The sequence below is a fragment of the Haloferax namakaokahaiae genome, assembly GCF_042663225.1.
Lineage (GTDB): Archaea > Halobacteriota > Halobacteria > Halobacteriales > Haloferacaceae > Haloferax > Haloferax namakaokahaiae.
In genome coordinates this window covers 131,742-150,281 of sequence record NZ_JBHTAA010000001.1, presented here as the reverse complement: position 1 = coordinate 150,281, position 18,540 = coordinate 131,742, and the positions used below count along the sequence as shown (strand labels likewise).

22 protein-coding genes and 2 tRNA genes are annotated in these 18,540 nt (G+C 63.0%); 6 read left to right on the top strand and 18 right to left on the bottom strand.

What is annotated here, in order from left to right:
* The first annotated feature begins 14 nt into the window (after positions 1–14).
* Entirely contained in the window at positions 15–2,765 is a 2,751-nt protein-coding gene (locus ACFQJC_RS00840) for an ATP-dependent helicase (protein ID WP_390221351.1), read from the top strand.
* A 24-nt stretch (positions 2,766–2,789) separates the two neighbouring features.
* Here the strand turns inward: ACFQJC_RS00840 and ACFQJC_RS00835 are convergent, their stop codons facing one another.
* The gene (locus tag ACFQJC_RS00835) at positions 2,790–5,444 is read right to left on the bottom strand and encodes an AAA domain-containing protein (protein ID WP_390221350.1); all 2,655 of its coding nucleotides are present in this window, start codon (positions 5,442–5,444) and stop codon (positions 2,790–2,792) included.
* Positions 5,445–5,533: 89 nt separating this feature from the next.
* Between ACFQJC_RS00835 and ACFQJC_RS00830 the strand changes: the two genes are divergently transcribed.
* From ACFQJC_RS00830 to ACFQJC_RS00820, 3 genes are all read left to right on the top strand, one after another.
* Positions 5,534–6,094 carry a hypothetical protein gene (locus ACFQJC_RS00830; RefSeq protein WP_390221349.1) on the top strand — a complete coding sequence of 187 codons (561 nt, stop codon included), beginning with the start codon at positions 5,534–5,536 and terminating at the stop codon, positions 6,092–6,094.
* Between the two features lie 60 nt (positions 6,095–6,154).
* The gene (locus tag ACFQJC_RS00825; RefSeq protein ID WP_390221348.1) at positions 6,155–6,727 is read left to right on the top strand and encodes a cupin domain-containing protein; all 573 of its coding nucleotides are present in this window, start codon (positions 6,155–6,157) and stop codon (positions 6,725–6,727) included.
* A 158-nt stretch (positions 6,728–6,885) separates the two neighbouring features.
* Positions 6,886–7,113 (top strand): hypothetical protein, encoded by a 228-nt coding sequence (locus ACFQJC_RS00820; protein WP_390221347.1) that lies wholly within the window; start codon positions 6,886–6,888, stop codon positions 7,111–7,113.
* A 307-nt stretch (positions 7,114–7,420) separates the two neighbouring features.
* Here ACFQJC_RS00820 and ACFQJC_RS00815 read toward each other — a convergent pair whose 3' ends face one another.
* On the bottom strand, positions 7,421–8,389 hold the full coding sequence (locus ACFQJC_RS00815; RefSeq protein WP_390221346.1) for a zinc-dependent metalloprotease: 969 nt from the start codon (positions 8,387–8,389) through the stop codon (positions 7,421–7,423).
* 114 nt (positions 8,390–8,503) lie between these two features.
* Between ACFQJC_RS00815 and ACFQJC_RS00810 the strand changes: the two genes are divergently transcribed.
* Positions 8,504–9,319, top strand: coding sequence for a VOC family protein (locus ACFQJC_RS00810; RefSeq protein ID WP_390221345.1), 816 nt, complete (start codon positions 8,504–8,506; stop codon positions 9,317–9,319).
* Positions 9,320–9,343: 24 nt separating this feature from the next.
* Here ACFQJC_RS00810 and ACFQJC_RS00805 read toward each other — a convergent pair whose 3' ends face one another.
* The 14 genes from ACFQJC_RS00805 to ACFQJC_RS00740 all read right to left on the bottom strand — a co-directional run bounded on the left by ACFQJC_RS00805 (position 9,344) and on the right by ACFQJC_RS00740 (position 16,752).
* Positions 9,344–10,504: an MBL fold metallo-hydrolase gene (locus ACFQJC_RS00805; protein ID WP_390221344.1), complete on the bottom strand. Its 1,161-nt coding sequence runs from the start codon at positions 10,502–10,504 to the stop codon at positions 9,344–9,346.
* A gap of 149 nt (positions 10,505–10,653) precedes the next feature.
* Positions 10,654–11,436, bottom strand: coding sequence for a 30S ribosomal protein S2 (gene rpsB / locus ACFQJC_RS00800; RefSeq protein WP_390221343.1), 783 nt, complete (start codon positions 11,434–11,436; stop codon positions 10,654–10,656).
* A complete protein-coding gene (eno, locus tag ACFQJC_RS00795; protein ID WP_390221342.1) occupies positions 11,433–12,632 on the bottom strand; it encodes a phosphopyruvate hydratase in 1,200 nt (399 codons plus the stop codon). The genes rpsB and eno overlap by 4 nt, the downstream gene beginning before the upstream one ends.
* A 3-nt stretch (positions 12,633–12,635) precedes the next feature.
* Positions 12,636–12,812: a DNA-directed RNA polymerase subunit K gene (locus ACFQJC_RS00790; protein ID WP_390221341.1), complete on the bottom strand. Its 177-nt coding sequence runs from the start codon at positions 12,810–12,812 to the stop codon at positions 12,636–12,638.
* Entirely contained in the window at positions 12,809–13,003 is a 195-nt protein-coding gene (locus ACFQJC_RS00785) for a DNA-directed RNA polymerase subunit N (protein WP_390221340.1), read from the bottom strand. Before ACFQJC_RS00785 ends, ACFQJC_RS00790 begins: the two co-directional genes overlap by 4 nt.
* Positions 13,004–13,015: 12 nt before the next feature.
* On the bottom strand, positions 13,016–13,414 hold the full coding sequence (locus ACFQJC_RS00780) for a 30S ribosomal protein S9 (protein ID WP_390221339.1): 399 nt from the start codon (positions 13,412–13,414) through the stop codon (positions 13,016–13,018).
* Positions 13,408–13,845, bottom strand: coding sequence for a 50S ribosomal protein L13 (locus ACFQJC_RS00775; protein ID WP_390221338.1), 438 nt, complete (start codon positions 13,843–13,845; stop codon positions 13,408–13,410). The genes ACFQJC_RS00780 and ACFQJC_RS00775 overlap by 7 nt, the downstream gene beginning before the upstream one ends.
* Positions 13,842–14,192, bottom strand: coding sequence for a 50S ribosomal protein L18e (locus tag ACFQJC_RS00770; RefSeq protein ID WP_390221337.1), 351 nt, complete (start codon positions 14,190–14,192; stop codon positions 13,842–13,844). The genes ACFQJC_RS00775 and ACFQJC_RS00770 overlap by 4 nt, the downstream gene beginning before the upstream one ends.
* A gap of 26 nt (positions 14,193–14,218) precedes the next feature.
* Positions 14,219–14,303, bottom strand: a tRNA-Leu gene (locus tag ACFQJC_RS00765).
* Positions 14,304–14,444: 141 nt separating this feature from the next.
* The gene (locus ACFQJC_RS00760) at positions 14,445–15,227 is read right to left on the bottom strand and encodes a DNA-directed RNA polymerase subunit D (RefSeq protein ID WP_390221336.1); all 783 of its coding nucleotides are present in this window, start codon (positions 15,225–15,227) and stop codon (positions 14,445–14,447) included.
* Between the two features lie 6 nt (positions 15,228–15,233).
* On the bottom strand, positions 15,234–15,623 hold the full coding sequence (locus ACFQJC_RS00755) for a 30S ribosomal protein S11 (protein WP_390221335.1): 390 nt from the start codon (positions 15,621–15,623) through the stop codon (positions 15,234–15,236).
* The gene (locus ACFQJC_RS00750; RefSeq protein WP_390221334.1) at positions 15,620–16,147 is read right to left on the bottom strand and encodes a 30S ribosomal protein S4; all 528 of its coding nucleotides are present in this window, start codon (positions 16,145–16,147) and stop codon (positions 15,620–15,622) included. The genes ACFQJC_RS00755 and ACFQJC_RS00750 overlap by 4 nt, the downstream gene beginning before the upstream one ends.
* Entirely contained in the window at positions 16,144–16,644 is a 501-nt protein-coding gene (locus tag ACFQJC_RS00745) for a 30S ribosomal protein S13 (protein WP_390221333.1), read from the bottom strand. Before ACFQJC_RS00745 ends, ACFQJC_RS00750 begins: the two co-directional genes overlap by 4 nt.
* 23 nt (positions 16,645–16,667) lie before the next feature.
* Positions 16,668–16,752: transfer RNA gene (locus ACFQJC_RS00740), tRNA-Ser, on the bottom strand.
* Between the two features lie 207 nt (positions 16,753–16,959).
* Here ACFQJC_RS00740 and ACFQJC_RS00735 point away from each other — a divergent pair.
* Positions 16,960–17,343: a thioredoxin family protein gene (locus ACFQJC_RS00735; RefSeq protein ID WP_390221332.1), complete on the top strand. Its 384-nt coding sequence runs from the start codon at positions 16,960–16,962 to the stop codon at positions 17,341–17,343.
* A gap of 9 nt (positions 17,344–17,352) precedes the next feature.
* Here ACFQJC_RS00735 and ACFQJC_RS00730 read toward each other — a convergent pair whose 3' ends face one another.
* Together ACFQJC_RS00730 and ACFQJC_RS00725 are read right to left on the bottom strand one after the other, a co-directional pair.
* Positions 17,353–17,991, bottom strand: a complete 639-nt coding sequence (locus tag ACFQJC_RS00730; RefSeq protein WP_390221331.1) for a TetR/AcrR family transcriptional regulator — start codon at positions 17,989–17,991, stop codon at positions 17,353–17,355.
* Between the two features lie 69 nt (positions 17,992–18,060).
* On the bottom strand, positions 18,061–18,501 hold the full coding sequence (locus tag ACFQJC_RS00725; RefSeq protein ID WP_390221330.1) for a DUF7575 domain-containing protein: 441 nt from the start codon (positions 18,499–18,501) through the stop codon (positions 18,061–18,063).
* Between the last annotated feature and the right edge of the window lie 39 nt (positions 18,502–18,540).

Sequence of the window (18,540 nt, the reverse complement as noted above, 5' to 3'; positions counted from 1 at the left end):
CTAACGTCCACGCGATGACTGAGCGCGGTCGAGACCTCCTCACGTCGCGGGCGGACGCCTACGACTTCGACCCCCATTCGGTCGCCATCGACGACGAGGACGTACTGGACCTCTTGGAACCCGCCGTCAGCGAGTGGTGGGTAGACCAGTTCGGCGAGTACGTCCCCGGCAACGGAGGCTTCTTCACGCCGCCGCAACGCGGGGCGATTCCGCTCATTCACGAAGAGCAGAACGCGCTCATCTGTGCGCCCACCGGGTCCGGCAAGACGCTCGCCTCCTTCACCGCGATTATCAACGAGTTGTTCCGCCGCGAACGCGAGTCGCCCGACGGTCTCGACAACTCGGTGTACTGCCTCTACGTCTCGCCGCTGAAGTCGCTCGCCAACGACATCCACCGAAACCTGACCGAACCGCTCGACGGCATCGCCGAACTGGCCGAAAAGCGCGGCGAGGAAATCAATCTCAGACACGCGATTCGCCACGGAGACACCTCGTCGTCGGACCGACAGAAGATGCTCACCGAGACGCCGCACATCCTCAATACCACTCCCGAGACGCTGGCGATTCTGCTCAACTCGCCCAAGTTCAAGGAGAAACTTCGGACCGTCGAGTACGTCGTCGTAGACGAGATTCACAGTCTCGCGGCGAACAAGCGCGGCACCCACCTCTCGGTCTCGCTCGAACGCCTCGAAGACCTCGCACACGACTCGCCGACCCGAATCGGGTGTTCGGCGACGGTCGAACCGCTCGATACCGTCGCCGAGTACCTCGTCGGCTACGAGAACGGTGACCCCCGCGACTACGAAATCGTGGACACGCGCTTCGTCCGCGACTTCGACATCGAGTTGGAGTGCCCCACAGACGACTTGATTGGCACGCCACGGAGCGTCGTCCAGACCAGATTCTACGACCGCCTGCACGAACTCATCGACTCGCACACCAACACGCTCGTCTTCACGAACACGCGCTCTGGTGCCGAACGCGTCCTGCACAACCTCCGCGAAAATTTTTCGGCCTACGACGAGACCAACTCCGGGTGTCACCACGGCAGTCTCTCCAAAGAGCGCAGACAGGAAATCGAATCCCAGTTGAAGGCGGGCGAGTTGAGCGTCGTCACCACCTCGACGAGTCTCGAACTCGGTATCGACATGCCCCACATCGACCTCGTGGTCCAGATTGGGTCGCCGAAGTCGGTCGCCTCGCTGCTCCAGCGCGTCGGCCGCGCGGGCCACCGACTCGGCCAGACTGTCGAGGGTCGCGTCATCGCCCTCGACAGGGATGAACTCGTCGAGTGCGCGGTGATGCTCAAACGCGCCGAAGAGGGCTTCGTCGATAGGGTGTTCATCCCCGAGGGCGCGTTCGACGTGGCCTCACAGCAGGTCTACGGGATGGCTATCAACGGGATTCGGCGCGAGTCCGACCTCCGGGAGACGCTCTCTCGCGCCTACCCCTATCGCAACTTCTCGGACGCGCAGTTCGAACGCCTCTTTCGCTACCTGACGGCCGACTACGACGGTCTCGAAGACAAGAACGTCTACGCCAAGATTTGGCGCGACACCAACGACGCGCCGGACGGCGAGCACCACTACGAGGAGTTCGCAGTCGGCGAACCCCTCATCGGCAAGCGCGGGCGGATGGCACGGGTCATCTACATGACCAACATCGGCACCATCCCGGACAGTTTCACGTGCGACGTCATCGTCCGCGGGCAGGACAGTTGGGTCGGCACGCTGGACGAGGGCTACCTCGATACGCTCGAAAAGGGCGACGTGTTCGTCCTCGGCGGCGACCACTTCGCCTACCGGTATCGCCGCGGGTCGAAGGTGTACGTCGATAGAACCGCAAAGCGCCCGACAGTCCCCTCGTGGTTCTCCGAGCGCCTCCCGCTCTCGTACGACCTCGGCCGCGAAATCGCGGGATTCCAAGCGGACCTGCTCGACAAACTCACCGACAGCGGGCCACCGGCCGTCCGCAACTGGCTCAGAGAGTTCCCGCTGGACGAGCACAGCGTGCGGGCGCTCACCCGGATGTTCGACGAGCAGGTCAGGTACGCGGGACCCGAGAGCGTCGCCACGAACGAGCGAATCGTCGTCGAAGAGGAACTGAATCGAGAGACCTACCGGCGACACTACTACGTCCACTGTACCTTCGGCAGGCAGTTCAACGACGGTCTCTCCCGCCTCGTCGCCTACCACTGCGCGAACCAGACGAACGCGAACGTCCAAGTCGCCGTCGCAGACAACGGCTTTTCCCTGTCGATGCCGCTCAATCGGAAGGTCGATTTGAAGCGAATCATCGACTCGCTCTCGCCCGAATCGGTGGTCGAAGACCTCCGCGCGGCGGTCGATGGAACCGACCTCCTCAAGCGCTACTTCCGAATCAACGCGACGCGCTCGCTCATGATTCTCAAGCGCTACAAGGGCTACGAGAAGTCCGCCGCCCAGCAACAGGTCTCCTCGGAGATGTTGCTCTCCTTTGCCCAAGAGGTCGAGGAGTTCGCCGTGATGGAAGAGACATACCGCGAGATTCTGGAGGACAAACTGAACGTCGATGCCATCGAGGACGCCCTCGAAGCCATGCAGGCGGGCGAGATGTGTGTCGTCCAGCGCGAGGTGACGACGCCGACGCCGCGGGCGTTCGGTCTCGCCACGCTGATGGCGAGCGACGTAGTGCTCGCCGAAGACGAAAGCGCCGCCCTACGGGAGTTTCACGAGCGCGTCCACGCCGAAATCGACGACGACGAGTTAGAGATAGACGTGCAGTAGTCAGCGCCGCGCCCAGACTGCGACTCACCGACGCGCCCACCCGAGCATTCGGTCGTAGAAGGGGTCAGACTCCAACGCCGAAGCGTCGCCGACGAGACAGAGCGCTTTCTTCGCGCGAGTGAGCGCGACGTTGACGCGGCGGTGGTCCTCGAACAGCGGGCCGTCGAGGTCCCCGGTGGCGACGAACGAGACGATGATGACCTCCTTCGAAGAGCCTTGGAATCGGTCAACCGTATCGACGGTCACGTCGGTTCGGCGGGAGATTTCAGACACTTGTGCGCGGAAGGGAGCGATGACGCCGATATCCGCCGAATCGACGCCCGCGGCCTCGTAGGCCGAGACGATTTCGGCGACGCGCTCGGCCTCGATTGGGTTCGTGTTGCCGACGCGGCGTCCGTCGGGGTCCACGAAAGTGACCGGGTTCTGGAGTTCCGAGGGCAGGTCGGCCACATCGACACCCAAATCGCGGAGGTGTTGGGCCGCAATCTCGCCCGCGGCGGGCCGAAGCGCGCCGTCGTAGAACTCCGCGGACGCGAACGCCTGAATGCGCTGGGACATGCGGTACTGCTGGGTGAGCATGACCGACGACTCGGGGTAGGACCCGATGAGTCGCTGGAAGAGCGAGGTTTGGAGGTCGTTTTCGGCGCGAACGACGGGTGGTAGTTGCTTGTGGTCGCCGACGAGGACGAACCTGTCCGCGAGGTTGACGGCGGCGAGTGTCCCGGGTTCGGTGAGTTGCGACGCCTCGTCCACGAGCGCCACGTCGAACGACTGCTCGCGCATGACCCGAGAGCCACAGGACGCGGTCGTCGCGGCGACGACGGAGGCGTCGTGCAGGTCGGCCGCGAGCGTGTTCGGGTCGCCGCTTCGTGAAAGCCGAACGTCGAGCATGTCCTCGCGGACGCCCGACTCGGTGCCGATTCTGACGATGTCTTCGAACCCTTGGTCGCGCAACGCTTCGAGCGCGTTGTCCACCGCGCGGTTCGTAAAGGCCGTGAGGAGGACGCGGTTCCCGTTCTCCACGAGCGCGCGAATCGTCCGGGCGATGGTGTAGGTCTTTCCGGTACCCGGCGGACCGTGGATGAGCGCCGCGTCGTCGGCATCGACGGCGAGTCTCACCGCCTCGTTCTGTGCGTCGTTGTTGTCGATGTAGACCTCACCGGCCGACCGGTCCGAGAACTCGGGTTCCCGGCGGCCGAAGAGCACGTCCTTGCGGTCGGGAGCGGACTTGAGAATCGCATCCGAGAGCGCGGTGAGCAGGCGGTCGGTGGTGAGTTCCGAGGGGTACACGTCGAGTCGGCGGAGCGAAACGGGTTCGCTCGCGGTGACGACGACTTCCTCGCCGAGTTCGACGATGCGACAGAGTTCGGCGTGGCCCTCGACGGGGTTCCCGTCGCTGGCGAGCGCGACGTCGCCGACGCGGAGTTTCGAGACGGCGTCGTCGGTCTTTTTGGCGCGCAGTTCCCACCGGCCGTCGTCTAACTCTTCTTGGTCGAGCGGTTCGAGACCGATGATGGCTCGGTCGTCGTCCGCGCGCTCCTCGGGCGACTGTTCCCAGAGTTTCCGGTACTCCTTGTGGACGGCGTGGCGCTCTTCTTCGATGGCGCGGTAGAATCGCTCGAAGTACTCCTGTTCGTCGTCGGGAACCGCAGAGCCGATTGCGCCGGCTTTTGATTCCTGCCCGAGACGGCCCGAGACGACCATGCAGGTGTCCTTTTCGAAACAGTACTGGCACTTCGAGTTCGACTCGTAGCCCGTCGGAACAGAACTATCGAACTCCATGGCGGCGATTTCGTTGCGGGTGCGGACGACGAATTCGAGCAGTCCCTTTCCGATGGAGAAGTCCTTGGCTGGCGAGAGGTCGCCGGACTCCTCGGTTCGGTCGAGCGTCGTGTTCTTCGTGTAGAGGAGCGTTCCGGTATCGACCGGGACGCCGCGTTCTTCGAGGATGAGCGCGTAGGCCGCGGCCTGAATCTTGTCCTGAAACCGCGGGTCGCGGTTGAGGTTCTTCCCGGTCTTGAGTTCGACGGGTGCACCGCGTCGGAGGGCGTCAGCGCGCCCTTTGATGCCGAACGTCGGCGAGATGAGCGTGTACTCAGAGCGCCACTCGTCTTCGTCGGTGAGCACGCCCTGCGAGAGCCAGCCTTCGATGGCGGCGGCGTTGCGGCGGACTTCGTCCGCGACTTCCGTGGGTCCGCGCCCCAACAAACCGAGTTCCAAGCCGCGTTCTTCGATGCGTTCGTCGATAGAGGCCGAGAGGTCGCGGCCGCGGAGCAAGTCGCCGAAGACTTCGTGGACGATAGTCCCTTTGACGACGGGGTAGTTCAGCGGAATTCCCGAGAGCTTGTTCAGGTAGTACATCCGCGAGCACTGCACCCACGAGCGGATGTCGGTCACGTCCACGAGGAAGTCGGGTTCGACGACGACGTAGGACTCTTTCGAGGTCGAATACGTCTCCTCGCCCCGATACTCGGAGGTCTCGACCTCCGTCACGAGCAGGTCCATCCCGGGTTCGGCGTGCTCGGCGGCGTGGGTCCACTTGCCCCACAGCGTCACCGTCACCGGGTCTGCGGTCCCGCGCTCGGGGCGGAGCGTCACTTCGGCCAGCGAGCGCTCGCCGTACCGCGTTTCGACCGTCCGTGGCTCTCCGACCTCGACGAGCGGACCGCGAAGGTTCACGTCGAATTTGTGGGGGAGACGCGGGGAAATAGCCGTCGGTCAACCGAACTAATCGCTACGTATTTTCGCATCGCCGCACTAGTCCACCCATGCGCGTTAGAGAGTGGCAAGATATCCTCGCGGACGTCACCGACGGCGGTCACGACGCCCAGCAGTGGCGTGCGGTCGCCGGAAAGCGCCGCTCGGGAATCGGCGAAGACCTCTATCTCGGCCACCCCTCGGTCGGCGTCTACCAACTCAAGACGTACGCGAAGAACCCCTACGAGGTCCGCGGCGTCGGCGCGCGCGTCGCCCGCCGCATCGACGACGACCTCGAACCGCTGTTCCCCCGACGAGACGCCGAGGAAGCGACCGGGCGATTCGGCGTGCAATCGCCACCAGAGGACGAAGACCACGCCAAGTCGATGGCCAAGCGCCTCGAAGAGACGGTGAAGGTCCACGCCGACGCGCCGACGACGCCAGACGACTTCTTCACCGACGTGATGGACGCCCTCGAAAGCCCGGCGTTCGGCCCGATGGACTACGAGTTCGACGCCCGCCCGGACCGACTCGAAAGCCTCTCCGACGAGTTCGAAGACGCGAACCGACTGTTGACCTCGGAATTGGACGACCTGATAGAGACGGACGAAGTCGGGCGCGGGTTTCAGTAGTCCCGGACGATTGGCGGGTTCTTGACAGGAACTTAGTCCCCGACGAACAGACTATCTCACATGAAGAAAGTCGCCCTCAACGACGTTGACTCGGCTTCACTCGGCGAGGAGAGCGCCCGTCGCAGTCTGTCCGACCCGTTGGGAACGACGAACGTCGCGCTCAACCACTACCGAATCGCGCCCGGCGACGGACTCCCCGGCGGTCTCCACGCCCACATGGACCAAGAGGAGGTGTTCGTCGTCGTCGCGGGCGAGGCGACGTTCGAGACGATGGCGGGCGAAATCACGGTCGGCGAGGGTGAGGCAGTTCGATTCGAACCCGGCGAGTTCCAGTCGGGAGCAAATCGGAGCGACACCGAACTCAGCGTGTTCGCACTGGGCGCGCCCCGTGACACGAACGACACGAGAATCCCTGCAACGTGTCCCAATTGTAGTCACGACACCCTTCGCTTGGAAGTGGGCGAAGAGAGCCTCCAGTTCGTGTGCCCGGACTGCGCAGCCGCGTTCACCCCGAGCGACTGTCCCGAGTGTGGCCACGCCGACCTGCGAATCACACTGGGAGAGACGACTGCAACTGTCGTCGTGTGTCAGAACTGCGTTGGTCAGTTCGAAACCCCTCCGCTCCGAGACTGACCCAATGCAGGCTCGTTCCTCGGACACGCGACCACTCCCGTATCGGACCACGACCAGTCAGCGGGTTTCAAATCCACTCGCGTCTATCACGTAGACATGACCGGACAGACGCGGTACCCGTCTTTGGGGTCGCAACGTTCTACACACGAGGAGGGTCGATGGTCGGCCCCAGTCTGAGCGACGACGAGACGCGTAACGCGAACAACCAGATTCGCGTCGGCTTCGTCCTCCTCAACGGACTCACCGGCGCGCTCATCGCATTCGCCGGCGACGCGACACCCCTACAAACCGGGTTGGCTTTCCTTGGCGGCATTATTCTCGGGACCGCGCTGATTATCTATCTCGACCGGTGGAGCAAGGAGTTCGTCTCGTCGAATCGTCGTTGACCCTCGCGCCGTCTGTCGTTCTTGCGCAGTCAACACACATTATGCTGGCAATTGTCACTCATTTGTTTCATTCGTTGACGAAGAAATAGCATCAATCAAGAATCATGTAGAATCGTAGCCTATATGGTCATAGACTGTGCATCTCGTCGTTGCCGGTAGCCAGGGCAGGGGCAACGACCTGGTTCCATACCGGAGTCTCGTGGGGTGCTGAATTGGGCGTTTGGCACAACACGGACACTACCCAAGGTGCGTTCGCGCTCAGGACTCTCCCGGGCGGGTGCGCATTACTGATGGAGTTGCAGTCTCCTCAAGGCGACACCCGCGCGATCCATCGCTCGGGTACGTCTAATTCGTCGTCCGTCGGCAGGTTCTCCGGATGGTCCCACACGCGAGAAGCGGCGGCCACGCCGCGCTTGTCTGCGACGTAGCGGAAGAACCGCGCGCCGCGTTCGTACTGGCGGCGCTTGAGACCCAGTCCGAGGAATCGACGGGCGAGTTTTGCAATCGGTCCGCCACCCTGTCGGCGCTCGTCTAACTTGCGGCGCAGGTCGCCGTACTCTTCGTCGAACGCGCGGTCCATGAGCAACTCCGCGTAGCCTTCGACGGCCGTCATCGCGGTATCGAGTTCGCGGAAAGCGTCGCGGTCGAGGTCGCCTTCGACGAGCGCGTCGATACCGCGTTCCATCCGCGTTTCGAGGTGGGTCGAGAGCCACGGTGCCGCGCCGAACTCGGCGGCGTGGGAGACTTCGTGGAACGCAATCCAGCGGCGGAATCGCGGGTAGTCCACGTCCAGCGAGTGGGCGACGCGACGGATGTTCGGTTCGACGAAGTAGAGTCCGTGGTCGTCGTCGCCGTCGCCGTCAGCCAAGAGTAACGGGTCGTACTGCCCGAGGACGTTGTTGCCGAGGAATGAGAGGACGAGCGCGAACGTCCCCGTGTTGATGGCACGGGTGATACCCGGCAAGACGGTCGGGCCGTGCTCTTCGAGGGGGAGCATGATACGGTGGAACGTCTCGACGTTCGCGTCTATCCAGTGGTGTCGGTTCTGGACTTCGATGACTTCCGGAACGTCGAATTCGACTTCGGCCACCGCTTGTAGTCGCTCGCGCGCGTCACGAACGTCGCTGGCGTAGCCATCGCGGTCGGCCGTCGAGAGGTCGAGCGACCCGGGGTCGGTCGCCGCCTTCGCGGCCGCCGAGACCGCCGCCCAGTCGATGCTTCCCTTCCCGTTGGACGAGGAGTCGGCGACCCGCCAGACGCTCCGAAGAATGTTCATATCCCGTATGAAGGCACCGTTGGGCAAAACGCTTCGGACGAGTTGGATTTTCGGTACGTTCCGTCGGACCACAGTCGGGCGAACACACTATAGGCTGACGTGAGATGGAGGGGTATGGACAGGACCATCGACCACGTCGCGTTCGGCGGTCTCGACCTCGACACGCTCCGAGACGCCGCCGCAGACGTCGGTCTCACACCCACCTACGGCGGCGAACACGCCACCGGCACGACACACATGGCTATCGTTCCGTTCCCCGACGGATCGTATCTCGAACTCATCGCCCCGACGCCGGGGACGAAACCGGCGAACGCTGGTTTCTGGCCGACGCATCTCGCCGAGGACGCAGGACCTGCGGCGTGGTGTCTCGACGTGCCGGACGTCCGCGCCAGCGCGAAGGCTGCAATCGACGCCGGCGTGGCCATCGACGGCCCGCACGAGGCGGCCAGAGAGCGCCCGGACGGCCGCCTCGTCGAGTGGGACATGTGTTTCGAAGGCACGGACCTGCGGCTCCCGTTCAACATCCGTGACCGCACCCCCCGAAGCTACCGTGTTCGCCGAACGTCGGATGCCACACTGCAAGGCATCCAGACGGTCGTCATCGCAACTGCGGACCGCGAGGAGACCGCCGACCTCTTCGCGCAGCGACACCGCTATCCGACGCCAATCGACGCGAACGGCCCCTTCCCGCATTTCTCGGTGATTCCGGGGACGCCAATCGCTCTCTGCGAGGCCGCCGAAGGGTGGCTCGAAGACCGCGTCTCGTCGGTCGGCGAAGGCCCGTGTGCGTTCTTACTCGGCGTCAGCGACATCGAACAGGCGCGAGAATCGCTGTCGCTCGGCCCGGAGAACCACTACGACGACCGCCGGATGGCGTGGTTCGACCACGACCTGTTTCACCGGCGACTCGGTGTCGTCGAGCGCGTCTGAGAACGCGTTGTCGGGCGCGTCTGCTTACGCCGCGCAGTTGTTCGGCCCGAGTTCGAGTTGCGTGGCCTCTTCTTCGCCATCGAGCGACCCGCGGCCGGTGTTGAGCGCGATGATGCGCTCGTAGTTCGGCGGCTTCTCCGGTAGGTCGCCCGTGATTCGCTCTACGAACGACGACTCGTCCATCGTGAGGAAGTCCAGCGACTCGCGGAGGTCGCCGAGCCTCGCACTCACGAGTTCGCCCGGCGCGGCGACGCCGAATCTGCCTTCGGAATCGACCGAGACGTGCCCCGGCAGGATTCGCGTCTCGTCCGGGAGTTCGAGAATCGACTCGTGGAGCGTCTCGTACAGGAGTTCCGCACCCGTCCCGGCATCGTTGTCCCCGAACTGGAGTTCGGTTCGGCCGACCGATTCGACGAACAGCGTATCGCCGGTCAGGAGTGCCTCCCCACCCACGAGGTAGGCGACCATCTCCGAGGTGTGGCCCGGCGCGTGGAGTACGTCGATGTCGATGTTGCCGACCGAGAGAGTGTCGCCGTCGTCCATGGCGACGAAGTCGAACTCCACGTCGCGGTCGGTCGCGTTCGACCCCATGTAGTACGGGACGCCGAGCCGGGAGGCGAGCGAACGACCACCTGAAATGTGGTCCGCGTGGACGTGCGTGTCGCAGACGCCGACGATTCGAAGCCCCGCGTCCGAAGCGGCGAGTTCGAACTGCTCGGACTGCCGGGTCGCGTCCACGACGACTGCTTCGTTCGCCGCCCGCGACCCAACCACGTACCCGAGACAGCCTTTCGCTCGTCGCTGGACCTGTGCGAGGTACAGCTCCGGGTTCTCGGTTTCGACTTCGACCACCTCGTACAGCTTGCTCCAGTCTTCCATCCCGCCTTTGACCACGCGAACGTCGTCGTAGCCGCGCGTCCCGAGTTCGAAGCCGAACGACGTGGAGGTGAGGCCTTTTCCACAGATGGCGACGAGCGGTCCCGACGCCGCGAGGTCCGAGACGCGCTCCCAGTCCCAGTCGCTCCCGAGTCCATCGACCGGGTGGTACGGGATGTTCGCTGCGCCCGCGATGTGCCACGCCTCGTAGCTCTCGGGTGGTCGTGTGTCGATGAGCGTCATCTCCTCGCCTGCATCGAGCGCGTCGGCGAGTTCTTCGACGGTCATCTGCGCGAGTAGCTTCGCCATAGTGACTGTAAGCGCGCCACTCGGAAAATCGTTTGTCGTGAGTGACACGACTCGATGGGCGTGCGAGTCCGCTCCGTTGGACGCACGACAGCGCCATCGCTCACCGGTCGGGTGTCAGAAAATTCGTGTTGTGAGACGAAGGTCTCGTCTTACAGTTCTGCCTCGAAGTCTTCGAGGGCGTAGACGGTGTCGGTGCCGCGGCGGTCGAGCGTCTCGTTGGCAAGCAGCCAGTAGACGACCGACAGTGCGCGGCGACCCTTGTTGTTCGTCGGGACGACGAGGTCAACGTTCGAGGTCTGGTTGTTGGAGTCGCACATCGCGATGACCGGGATGCCGACCGTGATAGCCTCCTTGACCGCCTGCGAGTCACCGATTGGGTCGGTGACGACGACCACGTCGGGTTCGATGTAGCCGGCGTAGTCGGGGTTGGTCAGCGTTCCGGGGATGAAGCGACCCGTGCGGGCACGAGCGCCGACGGCGTCGGCGAACTTCTCGGCCGGGAAGCGACCGTATTGGCGCGAAGACGTGACCAGAATCTGCTCGGGGTTGTATCCTCCGAGGAAGTCGGCGGCCGTGCGGATACGGGAGTCGGTCTGACTCACGTCGAGCACGTACAGGCCGTCGTCACGGACGCGGTGGATGAACCGCTCCATGTCCTTGGTCTTCTGCTGGGTACCGATGTGGACACCGGCGGCCAGGTAGTCTTCGACCGGGATGAGCAGGTCGGCATCTTCGTCGGGCATGACGTCCTCGTCGAAGGCCGGTTCCGGCTCTGCTTCTTCAGCCTCGGTAGCCTCTTCGGCCGCCTCGGCGGTCTCTGCATCCTCTTGTTCGGTGGCGGCCTCGTCGGATACCGTCTCGGTGACCTCTTCGGTCTCCGTCTCGGCTTCGTCGTCGACGACCTCCACCGCGTCGTTGTCGTTGTCGCTCATACTGCGTCGTCCGCGATGCGGATGAGTTCGTTCAGTTTGGCAGTTCGCTCGCCTTGCACCGTGCCCGTCTTGATGAACGAGGCGTCGGTTGCGACGGCGAGGTGTGCGATGGTCGTATCTTCCGTCTCACCGGAGCGGTGAGAGATGACCGCGTCCATCTCGTTTCGGTTGGCGAGTTCGATTGCATCGAACGCGTCCGAGAGCGTCCCAATCTGGTTGGGCTTGATGAGAATGGAGTTTGCGGCACCCACGTCGATTCCGTCCGAGAGGCGTTCGACGTTCGTGACGAACAGGTCGTCACCACAGATGAGCGTGCGGTCGCCCACGCGCTCGGTGAGTTCGGCGAAGCCTTCGTAGTCGTTCTCTTCGAGGGGGTCTTCGACGTAGACGAGTTCGTACTCATCGACGAGGTCGGCGATGTAATCGATTTGCTCGTCGGTCGTCTTCGTCTCGTCACCGTAGTGGTAGACGCCGTCTTCGAACATCTCGGAGGCGGCCACGTCGAGGCCGAAGCGAATCTCGAAGCCGAGTTCGTCTTCGACGTCGGAGACCGCTTCGTCCATCACCTCGAACGCGTCTGCGTCCGAGATAGCGGGTGCCCACGCACCCTCGTCACCCTTCGCCGAGGGGACGCCGCGCTCGTCGAGAATTTCGGAGGCGCGAGCGTGAACCTTCGCGTTGGCGAAGACGGCTTCGGCGACGTTCGGCGCACCGACTGGTGCGGCGAGGAACTCCTGAATGTTCGTCGCTTCCTTGGCGTGTTCGCCGCCACCGATGACGTTCCCGAGCGGGACCGGGAAGTTCTCGCCGCGGAAGGCACCACCGAGGTGCTGGTACAGCGGTGCACCGAGCACGTCGGCACCGGCCTTCGCGGCGGCCATCGAGATTGCGACGGCGCTGTTCGCGCCGATTTCGGAGAAGTTCTCCGTGCCGTCGGCCGCGTGGAGTGCGGCATCGACTTCACGCTGGTTCCCGGCGTGGACTTCGTCCACGAGTCGGGGCACAGCGTGGCGGCGTGCGGCGGCGATTGCCTCGGACGGCGGCAGTTCGATTGCCTCGTACTCGCCGGTCGAAGCGCCGCTGGGGGCAGCGGCACGACCGAAGCCACCGGACTCAGTGAGTACGTCGGCTTCGACGGTCGGGTTGCCTCGAGAGTCGAGCACGCGACGGAGCGAAACGGATGTGATTCGAGTCATGTCTTATGTACCCTCTCGTTTGACGGTGAACGGAAGGACACCTGCATCGTACTCTTCGGCGGCGATTAGTATAGGTTCGGTCTGCTCGGTTTCGACGAGCACCGGTGCGCCGTAGGAGACCTGCAGCGCTCGCGCGCCGAGGATGCGGGCTTTCTCGTACCGATTGTAGCGCGTCATCATTGGTATGGGGACACGACATCGACGAGGTCCTTGTGCGACACCATCATCCGCCGGCAGCAGGCGCGAGTGACACCGAGGTCGTCGAGGACCTCAGCAGGGTCTTCACCCTCTTCGCGGGCACGGGCTTTGAACTCGTCCCAATGCTCGCCAATCACTTTACCACACGTGAAACACCGGACGGGAATCATCATGGGTGAATCACCTCAGCGGTAAGATTTCTGGTAACGAGCGCGTGCGCCCGGTCCGCCCCACTTCTTGGATTCGGACTGGCGAACGTCGTTGACCAGCAGCGAACGGTCGAACTCCATGTACGCATCGCGGAGTTCGGCGTCGTTCAAGTGCTGCACCAGCCCGCGTGCGAGTGCGGTTCGGACTGCGTCGGCCTGACCGGCCACGCCGCCACCGCTGACACGCACGTCGATATCGACTTTCGAACGGAGGTCCTCGCCTGCGATGCGGAACGGTTCCAGCATCTTGAGGCGGGCCATCTCGGGTTCGACGAGTTCGACGGGCTGGGAGTTGATACGGACGCGCCCTTCGCCCTCGCGCACGGTTGCGCGGGCGATGGCGGTCTTCTTCTTCCCTGACGTGTTCGTTACCATGTGACGTTAGCACCCAGTTTCTCGGAGACCTCTCCGAGCGTGATGAACTTGATGTTCGACAGGCGGTCCAGCGACGTTTCGTCGAGCATCTCGCCGTCTTCGTCGAACGGGTTGCCGACGTAGACGCGAACGCCCGAGAACGCTTCTCGACCGCGGGGCTTCTTGTACGGAATCATCCCGCGAACGGCACGCTTGAAGATGCGGTCGGGACGCTTGGGGTAGTAGGGACCCTGGTCCGAACCGATCTCAGTGCGCTTGCGGTAGACGCCCATCACGTCCTCTTCCGAGCCGGTGATGACGGCGTCTTCTGCGTTGATGATTGCGACTTTCTCGCCGTCCATCGCACGCTGTGCGACTTTGGACGCGACACGGCCGAGGATGCAGTTGCGTGCATCGACGACGACGTCTGCGTCGAATTCTGCGAGGCTCATCGAATCACCCGTACGTTCGACCCTTCGGGGTTTTGTTCAGCGAGTTGTTCCAGCGTCACGGTGTCGCCGACCTGCTCGATCTTCGTGCGAGCGGTGGACGAGAAGTCCACGGCCGCGACGGTGACGTTCTTCTGCAGCACACCGCTTCCCAGCACTTTGCCGGGTACGACGACGGTTTCGTCTTCCTTTGCGTATCGCTCGATACGACCGAGGTTGACTTCCGCGTGGGTGCGCCGTGGCTTTTCCAGACGGTCCGCGACATCCTGCCAGACGTTGGCGCCGGACTCACGCGAGACCGCCTTCAGCTCGGCGATGAGACTGTTGAGTCTCGGGTTCGTCTTACTCATTGTGTACCTCTAGAGAGAAAGCGGAGTGCAGGGAGCAGGATTTGAACCTGCGAACTCCTATGAGACAGCGCCCTGAACGCTGCGCCTTTGGCCAGACTTGGCTATCCCTGCACGCATTCCGCTTTACTTCATGCCCCGTAAAAACACCTTCGGTCCGACCCGGTGCCGTCGTGCGGTCGGCTCTCACGGTGGAGAGCGCGGCCGCTTTCGGGCGGGGCGAACCTCGGTGTGTGTACGGGGCAGTAATCATACTTACAGTGCGACCTTTTCTTCGAGTTCTGCGGCGCGGTCGCCAAGGGAGGCGACGGCGCGGCGCACTAACTCGTCCACGGTGAACGAACCGTCCGTCTCAACGCTGAAGACGAACGCGCCCGGCACGTCGGTCACTTCGACTTCCTTGCCGGGGTATCGGTTCGTGAGGTCGTTTCCGAACTCGTCAGTGACGACGAGGTCACCGTCTTCGGCGTCCTCGTCGTCCGCGTGTTCTGCGGCGACCTCTTCGATGACGCCGCGGAGAATGTTCGGCTCCTGTTCGTCGAACTCACCGGCGTCGCCGACGACCTCGACACGCTGAAGGTGTCGGTAGCCGACGGAGACGCCGCCTTGGTTCTTCGCGTGGTCTTTCCCGTAGCCGAGGACGGCGTCCGCCTCGAATTCGAGACGCTGGCCTTCCTTCAGCTCGATAATCGGGACGTTCTCGTCCGCGGGGACGACCATGTCGTCTGCGGACTCGATGTCCCCAGAGTACGCAGTCGCCGGCCCATCGACTTCGAGCGCGACGGTGACGACGTCACCGGGCTCGAACTCGTCGAGAGGCGTCGTGAACGGAACCAGACCAAGTCGGAGTCCGATCATCTCGTCGAACATGACCGACGTGTTCTCGACGAATCGAACGGTGTCGATAGAGAACGTCGGCACGTCGGCGACCATCGCCCGGCGAATGCCGTTGGCTAACGCGGGCGTCAGCCCACGCACGACGAAGCGGGCGCGTCGGTCTTCGCGTTCGATGAACGTGACCTCGAAGTCGTTTGCCATGGTTAGTTAGAGTCGGCTGTTTTTCGGCGCGCGCGTCCCGTCGTGCGGGATAGGCGTCACGTCCTCGATACGGCCGATTTCGAGACCGGCACGGGCGAGGGCGCGAATCGTTGCCTGTGCGCCGGGGCCGGGGCTTTTGTTCAGGTTGCCACCAGGGCCGCGGACTCGGACGTGAAGGCCCGAGATGCCTGCGGCCTTGATCTGGTCGGCGACGCTCTCTGCCATCTGCATGGCGGCGTACGGGGACGCCTCGTCACGGTTCTGCTTGACGACGGAACCACCGGACGATGCGACGATCGTCTCGGCGCCCGTGATGTCAGTGACCGTGATGAGCGTGTTGTTGAACGATGCGTGGACGTGGGCGATTCCCCACTTGTCGGATTCGGATTCGCTCATTCTTGGGCCTCCGCGCGCTCAGGGTGCAGTTCGTCCGAGAGCGGCGAGTTTTCGTCGAAGCTCACGGAGTCCTCTTCGGAGACTTCGACCTTCCGCGAGGGGACCGTCGCGCGGGCACCGTCGATCGTCACGTGGCCGTGAACGATGAACTGTCGTGCCTGCTGCGGGGTCGATGCGAGACCCTTGCGGTAGGCGATAGTCTGGAAGCGTCGTTCGAGAATGTCCGTCACGTCGAGACGCAGCGTCTGCGAAATGTCGTCGTTCTCGGAGAGGATGCCGTAGCGTCGGAGACGAGCCATAAACTCGGCACCGAGCGATTCGGCTTCCTCGACGTCACCCTGTGCTTCGCCGAGGAGGCGTCGTGCCTCACGTCGGATGTTACGAAGCTCAGACTGCGCGCGCCAGAACTCCTCTTTCGTCTGGAGACCGTAGCGCGAGAGCATGTCCGCTTCCTGGGCGATACGCTCGCCCTGGAACGGGTGGTTGGGGGTTTCGTAGAATTTCGTGTTGTTGCCGGTCGTCATTCTTCCATCCCCTCTTTGATCTCCTCGACGTTGACACCGATCGTACCTTCAGTACGACCCGTGGACTTGGTTCGCTGTCCGCGAACCTTCTGTCCACGCTGGTGTCGAACGCCCTTGTAGGAGCTGATCATCTTCATGCGGTTGATGTCATGCCGCCGCTTCTCTTCGAGGTCCGTACCGATGATGTGGTCGGTCTCGCCGGAGAAGAAGTCCTTCTGCCGGTTGACCATCCACGTCGGGGCGTGGTCCTTGAAGTTCTCGACGACATCGACAACGGAGTCGATCTCGTCTTCGGGAAGCTTACCGAACAGCGCCGTTCGGTCAACTTCCGCGGCGTCGGCGATGATGCGCGCTGTGCGCTTGCCGATACCTTTCATGTCCGTCAGACTGCGCTCGACCGACTTCGTCCCGTCAAGGTCGGTTTGACCAATCCGGATGAAGTAACGGAGGTCCTCTTCCTCCTCGGGTGAGCCGTCCTGTGGTTCTTCTGCACTCATGACTTTGAGAGTCTATTGGTGAGCGTTGCGGCGGGGATTCGAACCCCGGGGGCTTGACGCCACTGAGTTAGCAACCCAGCGCCTTGGGCCAGGCTTGGCTACCGCAACACTGCGTTTGTAGTTAGTTTCGCCCTCATGGACTCGGGGACTACACCCCTATCAGCGATTGCATGCGATACGAATCGGGGACATTACTTAAACATCACGAAAGGGAGCTCGCCGTGTGAGGGTCGAACTCACCGTTGGACGGCACTATTGGCCCATGATATCGATTGTCAGTAAAGCCATAGATACCACGCGAACGTATCGTCTCTAATGGCTTCGAGCGACACCGAGCGAGCGCAGAAAAAACCCGTCCGAATCGAGACGAACGACGAGTTGGACGAACTCCTCGCCACCCACGAGCGCGTGCTCCTCGATATCTACACCAAGGGCTGTACGCTCTGTCAGAGCATCGAACCCGTCCTCGGAACGGTCGCCAAAGCGACCGACGTGACGGTCGTGATGGTCAACCCACAGACGGACATGTCCATTGCGGAGACGTACACCATCCGGAGCGTGCCGACGCTCTTGCTGTTCGAAGACGGTGACCTCGTCGGACGACTCGACGACGGGTTTCAGGGTGCCCAGTCTATCATCGACTTCATCGAGAACCCTGCCGAAAACGGGTCGGACCTCCCCAAGAGCGCAGAAAGCTAGTTCGCGTGATTAGTTCGACGTGTCTTCCGGGCGTGCCGGGTCTCCCGAGAGGGGCATCACGTTGTCGAGCAAGAAGAACACAGAGTCTCGCATCGCGTCTATCGACTCGGGGCGCGTTCCGGTCACGCGAACGTCGAGCGCGCGGTAGAGAAACGCCATCAGGTTCTCCGCCATCATCTCGGCGTCCATCTCGCGGTAGTGGCCAGCCTCGATTTCGCGTTCGATGAGCGTCTTCACCGTCTCTATCATGCGCGTCTCGATGTCTCCGAACTTCGCTCGGTAGGACTCCTTGTGAATCGTCTGCGCACGGAGTTCGATGATAGTGCGCTGGAAGGCGAGCACCTCCGGGCCGTCCGTCTCGTCCGTGAGGATGTACGAGACGAACTCGCGGAGTTCTTCGTCGGGGTCCTCGGCGTCGGGGTCGATACTGGCCGCGAAGATGTCGAGAATGTAGTCTAAAAACGCGAGCAGCAGTTCGTCTTTGCTCTCGTAGTGGTAGTACAGAAGCGAGGTGCTCTTGTCGAACTCGGTGCCGATGTTCTTTATCGAGAGGTCGGCGTAGCCGTGCGTAGCGAGCGCTCGAAGCGTCGCATCCATGATGGCCTGTTCCGTCTCGCTTCGGCCTGTGTCTGGCGGTCCGTCGTACATTGTGGGTGAAATTTCGTCGTATGTGTCGTCGTGTGTGGTCAGTGGTCGTGTCTCGATTCGATTGTGTGACTAGGAACCGTCTCCGTCCGCGGGGGCGAGGCGCGTCGTACACCAGTGACAGAAGTCCAACTCCGGGTCGATTTCGTTGCCGCACTGCGGGCACGTGTGGGTCTCTCCGTCGGGTTCGTCGGTGACAGTCGGTGCACTCGACGCTTTCTTCCATCCGAGGATGAACGCATCGGCCACGCTGACGAGAGAGACGACGAGAACTGGAAGCAACTCGACGAGGACGGGCCGGAATTCGGCGGGCGACATCGCCGCCCCGTTCGAGACCGCTTCGAGCGCCGACGTCGGAACGAAGACGAGTGCGACGGTGAACGCGAGCAGAATCCAGAGGAGTGCTCGACGCCAGCGCCACAGAAACAGGTGGCCAAGCCCCGTCACGAGGAGACCGAGGAGCGCCGCTACGACCGCGACGAGCCAGGGGGGAAGCTTCGAGAGTACGGACATGGTTTGATTCGATTGGTTGTCGGGCATGAGCGTTGCGTT

Bases quoted from the DNA above. Each gene is read 5' to 3' on its own strand.
- ACFQJC_RS00785 (WP_390221340.1), bottom strand. From the start codon at position 13,003: ATGATGATTCCCGTCCGGTGTTTCACGTGTGGTAAAGTGATTGGCGAG.
- ACFQJC_RS00820 (WP_390221347.1), top strand. From the start codon at position 6,886: ATGGTCGGCCCCAGTCTGAGCGACGACGAGACGCGTAACGCGAACAAC.
- ACFQJC_RS00815 (WP_390221346.1), bottom strand. From the start codon at position 8,389: ATGAACATTCTTCGGAGCGTCTGGCGGGTCGCCGACTCCTCGTCCAAC.
- eno (WP_390221342.1), bottom strand. From the start codon at position 12,632: ATGACTCGAATCACATCCGTTTCGCTCCGTCGCGTGCTCGACTCTCGA.
- ACFQJC_RS00750 (WP_390221334.1), bottom strand. From the start codon at position 16,147: ATGACGACCGGCAACAACACGAAATTCTACGAAACCCCCAACCACCCG.
- rpsB (WP_390221343.1), bottom strand. From the start codon at position 11,436: ATGAGCGACAACGACAACGACGCGGTGGAGGTCGTCGACGACGAAGCC.
- ACFQJC_RS00840 (WP_390221351.1), top strand. From the start codon at position 15: ATGACTGAGCGCGGTCGAGACCTCCTCACGTCGCGGGCGGACGCCTAC.
- ACFQJC_RS00730 (WP_390221331.1), bottom strand. From the start codon at position 17,991: ATGTACGACGGACCGCCAGACACAGGCCGAAGCGAGACGGAACAGGCC.
- ACFQJC_RS00725 (WP_390221330.1), bottom strand. From the start codon at position 18,501: ATGTCCGTACTCTCGAAGCTTCCCCCCTGGCTCGTCGCGGTCGTAGCG.
- ACFQJC_RS00780 (WP_390221339.1), bottom strand. From the start codon at position 13,414: ATGGTAACGAACACGTCAGGGAAGAAGAAGACCGCCATCGCCCGCGCA.
- ACFQJC_RS00825 (WP_390221348.1), top strand. From the start codon at position 6,155: ATGAAGAAAGTCGCCCTCAACGACGTTGACTCGGCTTCACTCGGCGAG.
- ACFQJC_RS00755 (WP_390221335.1), bottom strand. From the start codon at position 15,623: ATGAGCGAATCCGAATCCGACAAGTGGGGAATCGCCCACGTCCACGCA.
- ACFQJC_RS00810 (WP_390221345.1), top strand. From the start codon at position 8,504: ATGGACAGGACCATCGACCACGTCGCGTTCGGCGGTCTCGACCTCGAC.
- ACFQJC_RS00760 (WP_390221336.1), bottom strand. From the start codon at position 15,227: ATGGCAAACGACTTCGAGGTCACGTTCATCGAACGCGAAGACCGACGC.
- ACFQJC_RS00830 (WP_390221349.1), top strand. From the start codon at position 5,534: ATGCGCGTTAGAGAGTGGCAAGATATCCTCGCGGACGTCACCGACGGC.
- ACFQJC_RS00770 (WP_390221337.1), bottom strand. From the start codon at position 14,192: ATGAGTAAGACGAACCCGAGACTCAACAGTCTCATCGCCGAGCTGAAG.
- ACFQJC_RS00735 (WP_390221332.1), top strand. From the start codon at position 16,960: ATGGCTTCGAGCGACACCGAGCGAGCGCAGAAAAAACCCGTCCGAATC.
- ACFQJC_RS00790 (WP_390221341.1), bottom strand. From the start codon at position 12,812: ATGATGACGCGCTACAATCGGTACGAGAAAGCCCGCATCCTCGGCGCG.
- ACFQJC_RS00805 (WP_390221344.1), bottom strand. From the start codon at position 10,504: ATGGCGAAGCTACTCGCGCAGATGACCGTCGAAGAACTCGCCGACGCG.
- ACFQJC_RS00775 (WP_390221338.1), bottom strand. From the start codon at position 13,845: ATGAGCCTCGCAGAATTCGACGCAGACGTCGTCGTCGATGCACGCAAC.
- ACFQJC_RS00745 (WP_390221333.1), bottom strand. From the start codon at position 16,644: ATGAGTGCAGAAGAACCACAGGACGGCTCACCCGAGGAGGAAGAGGAC.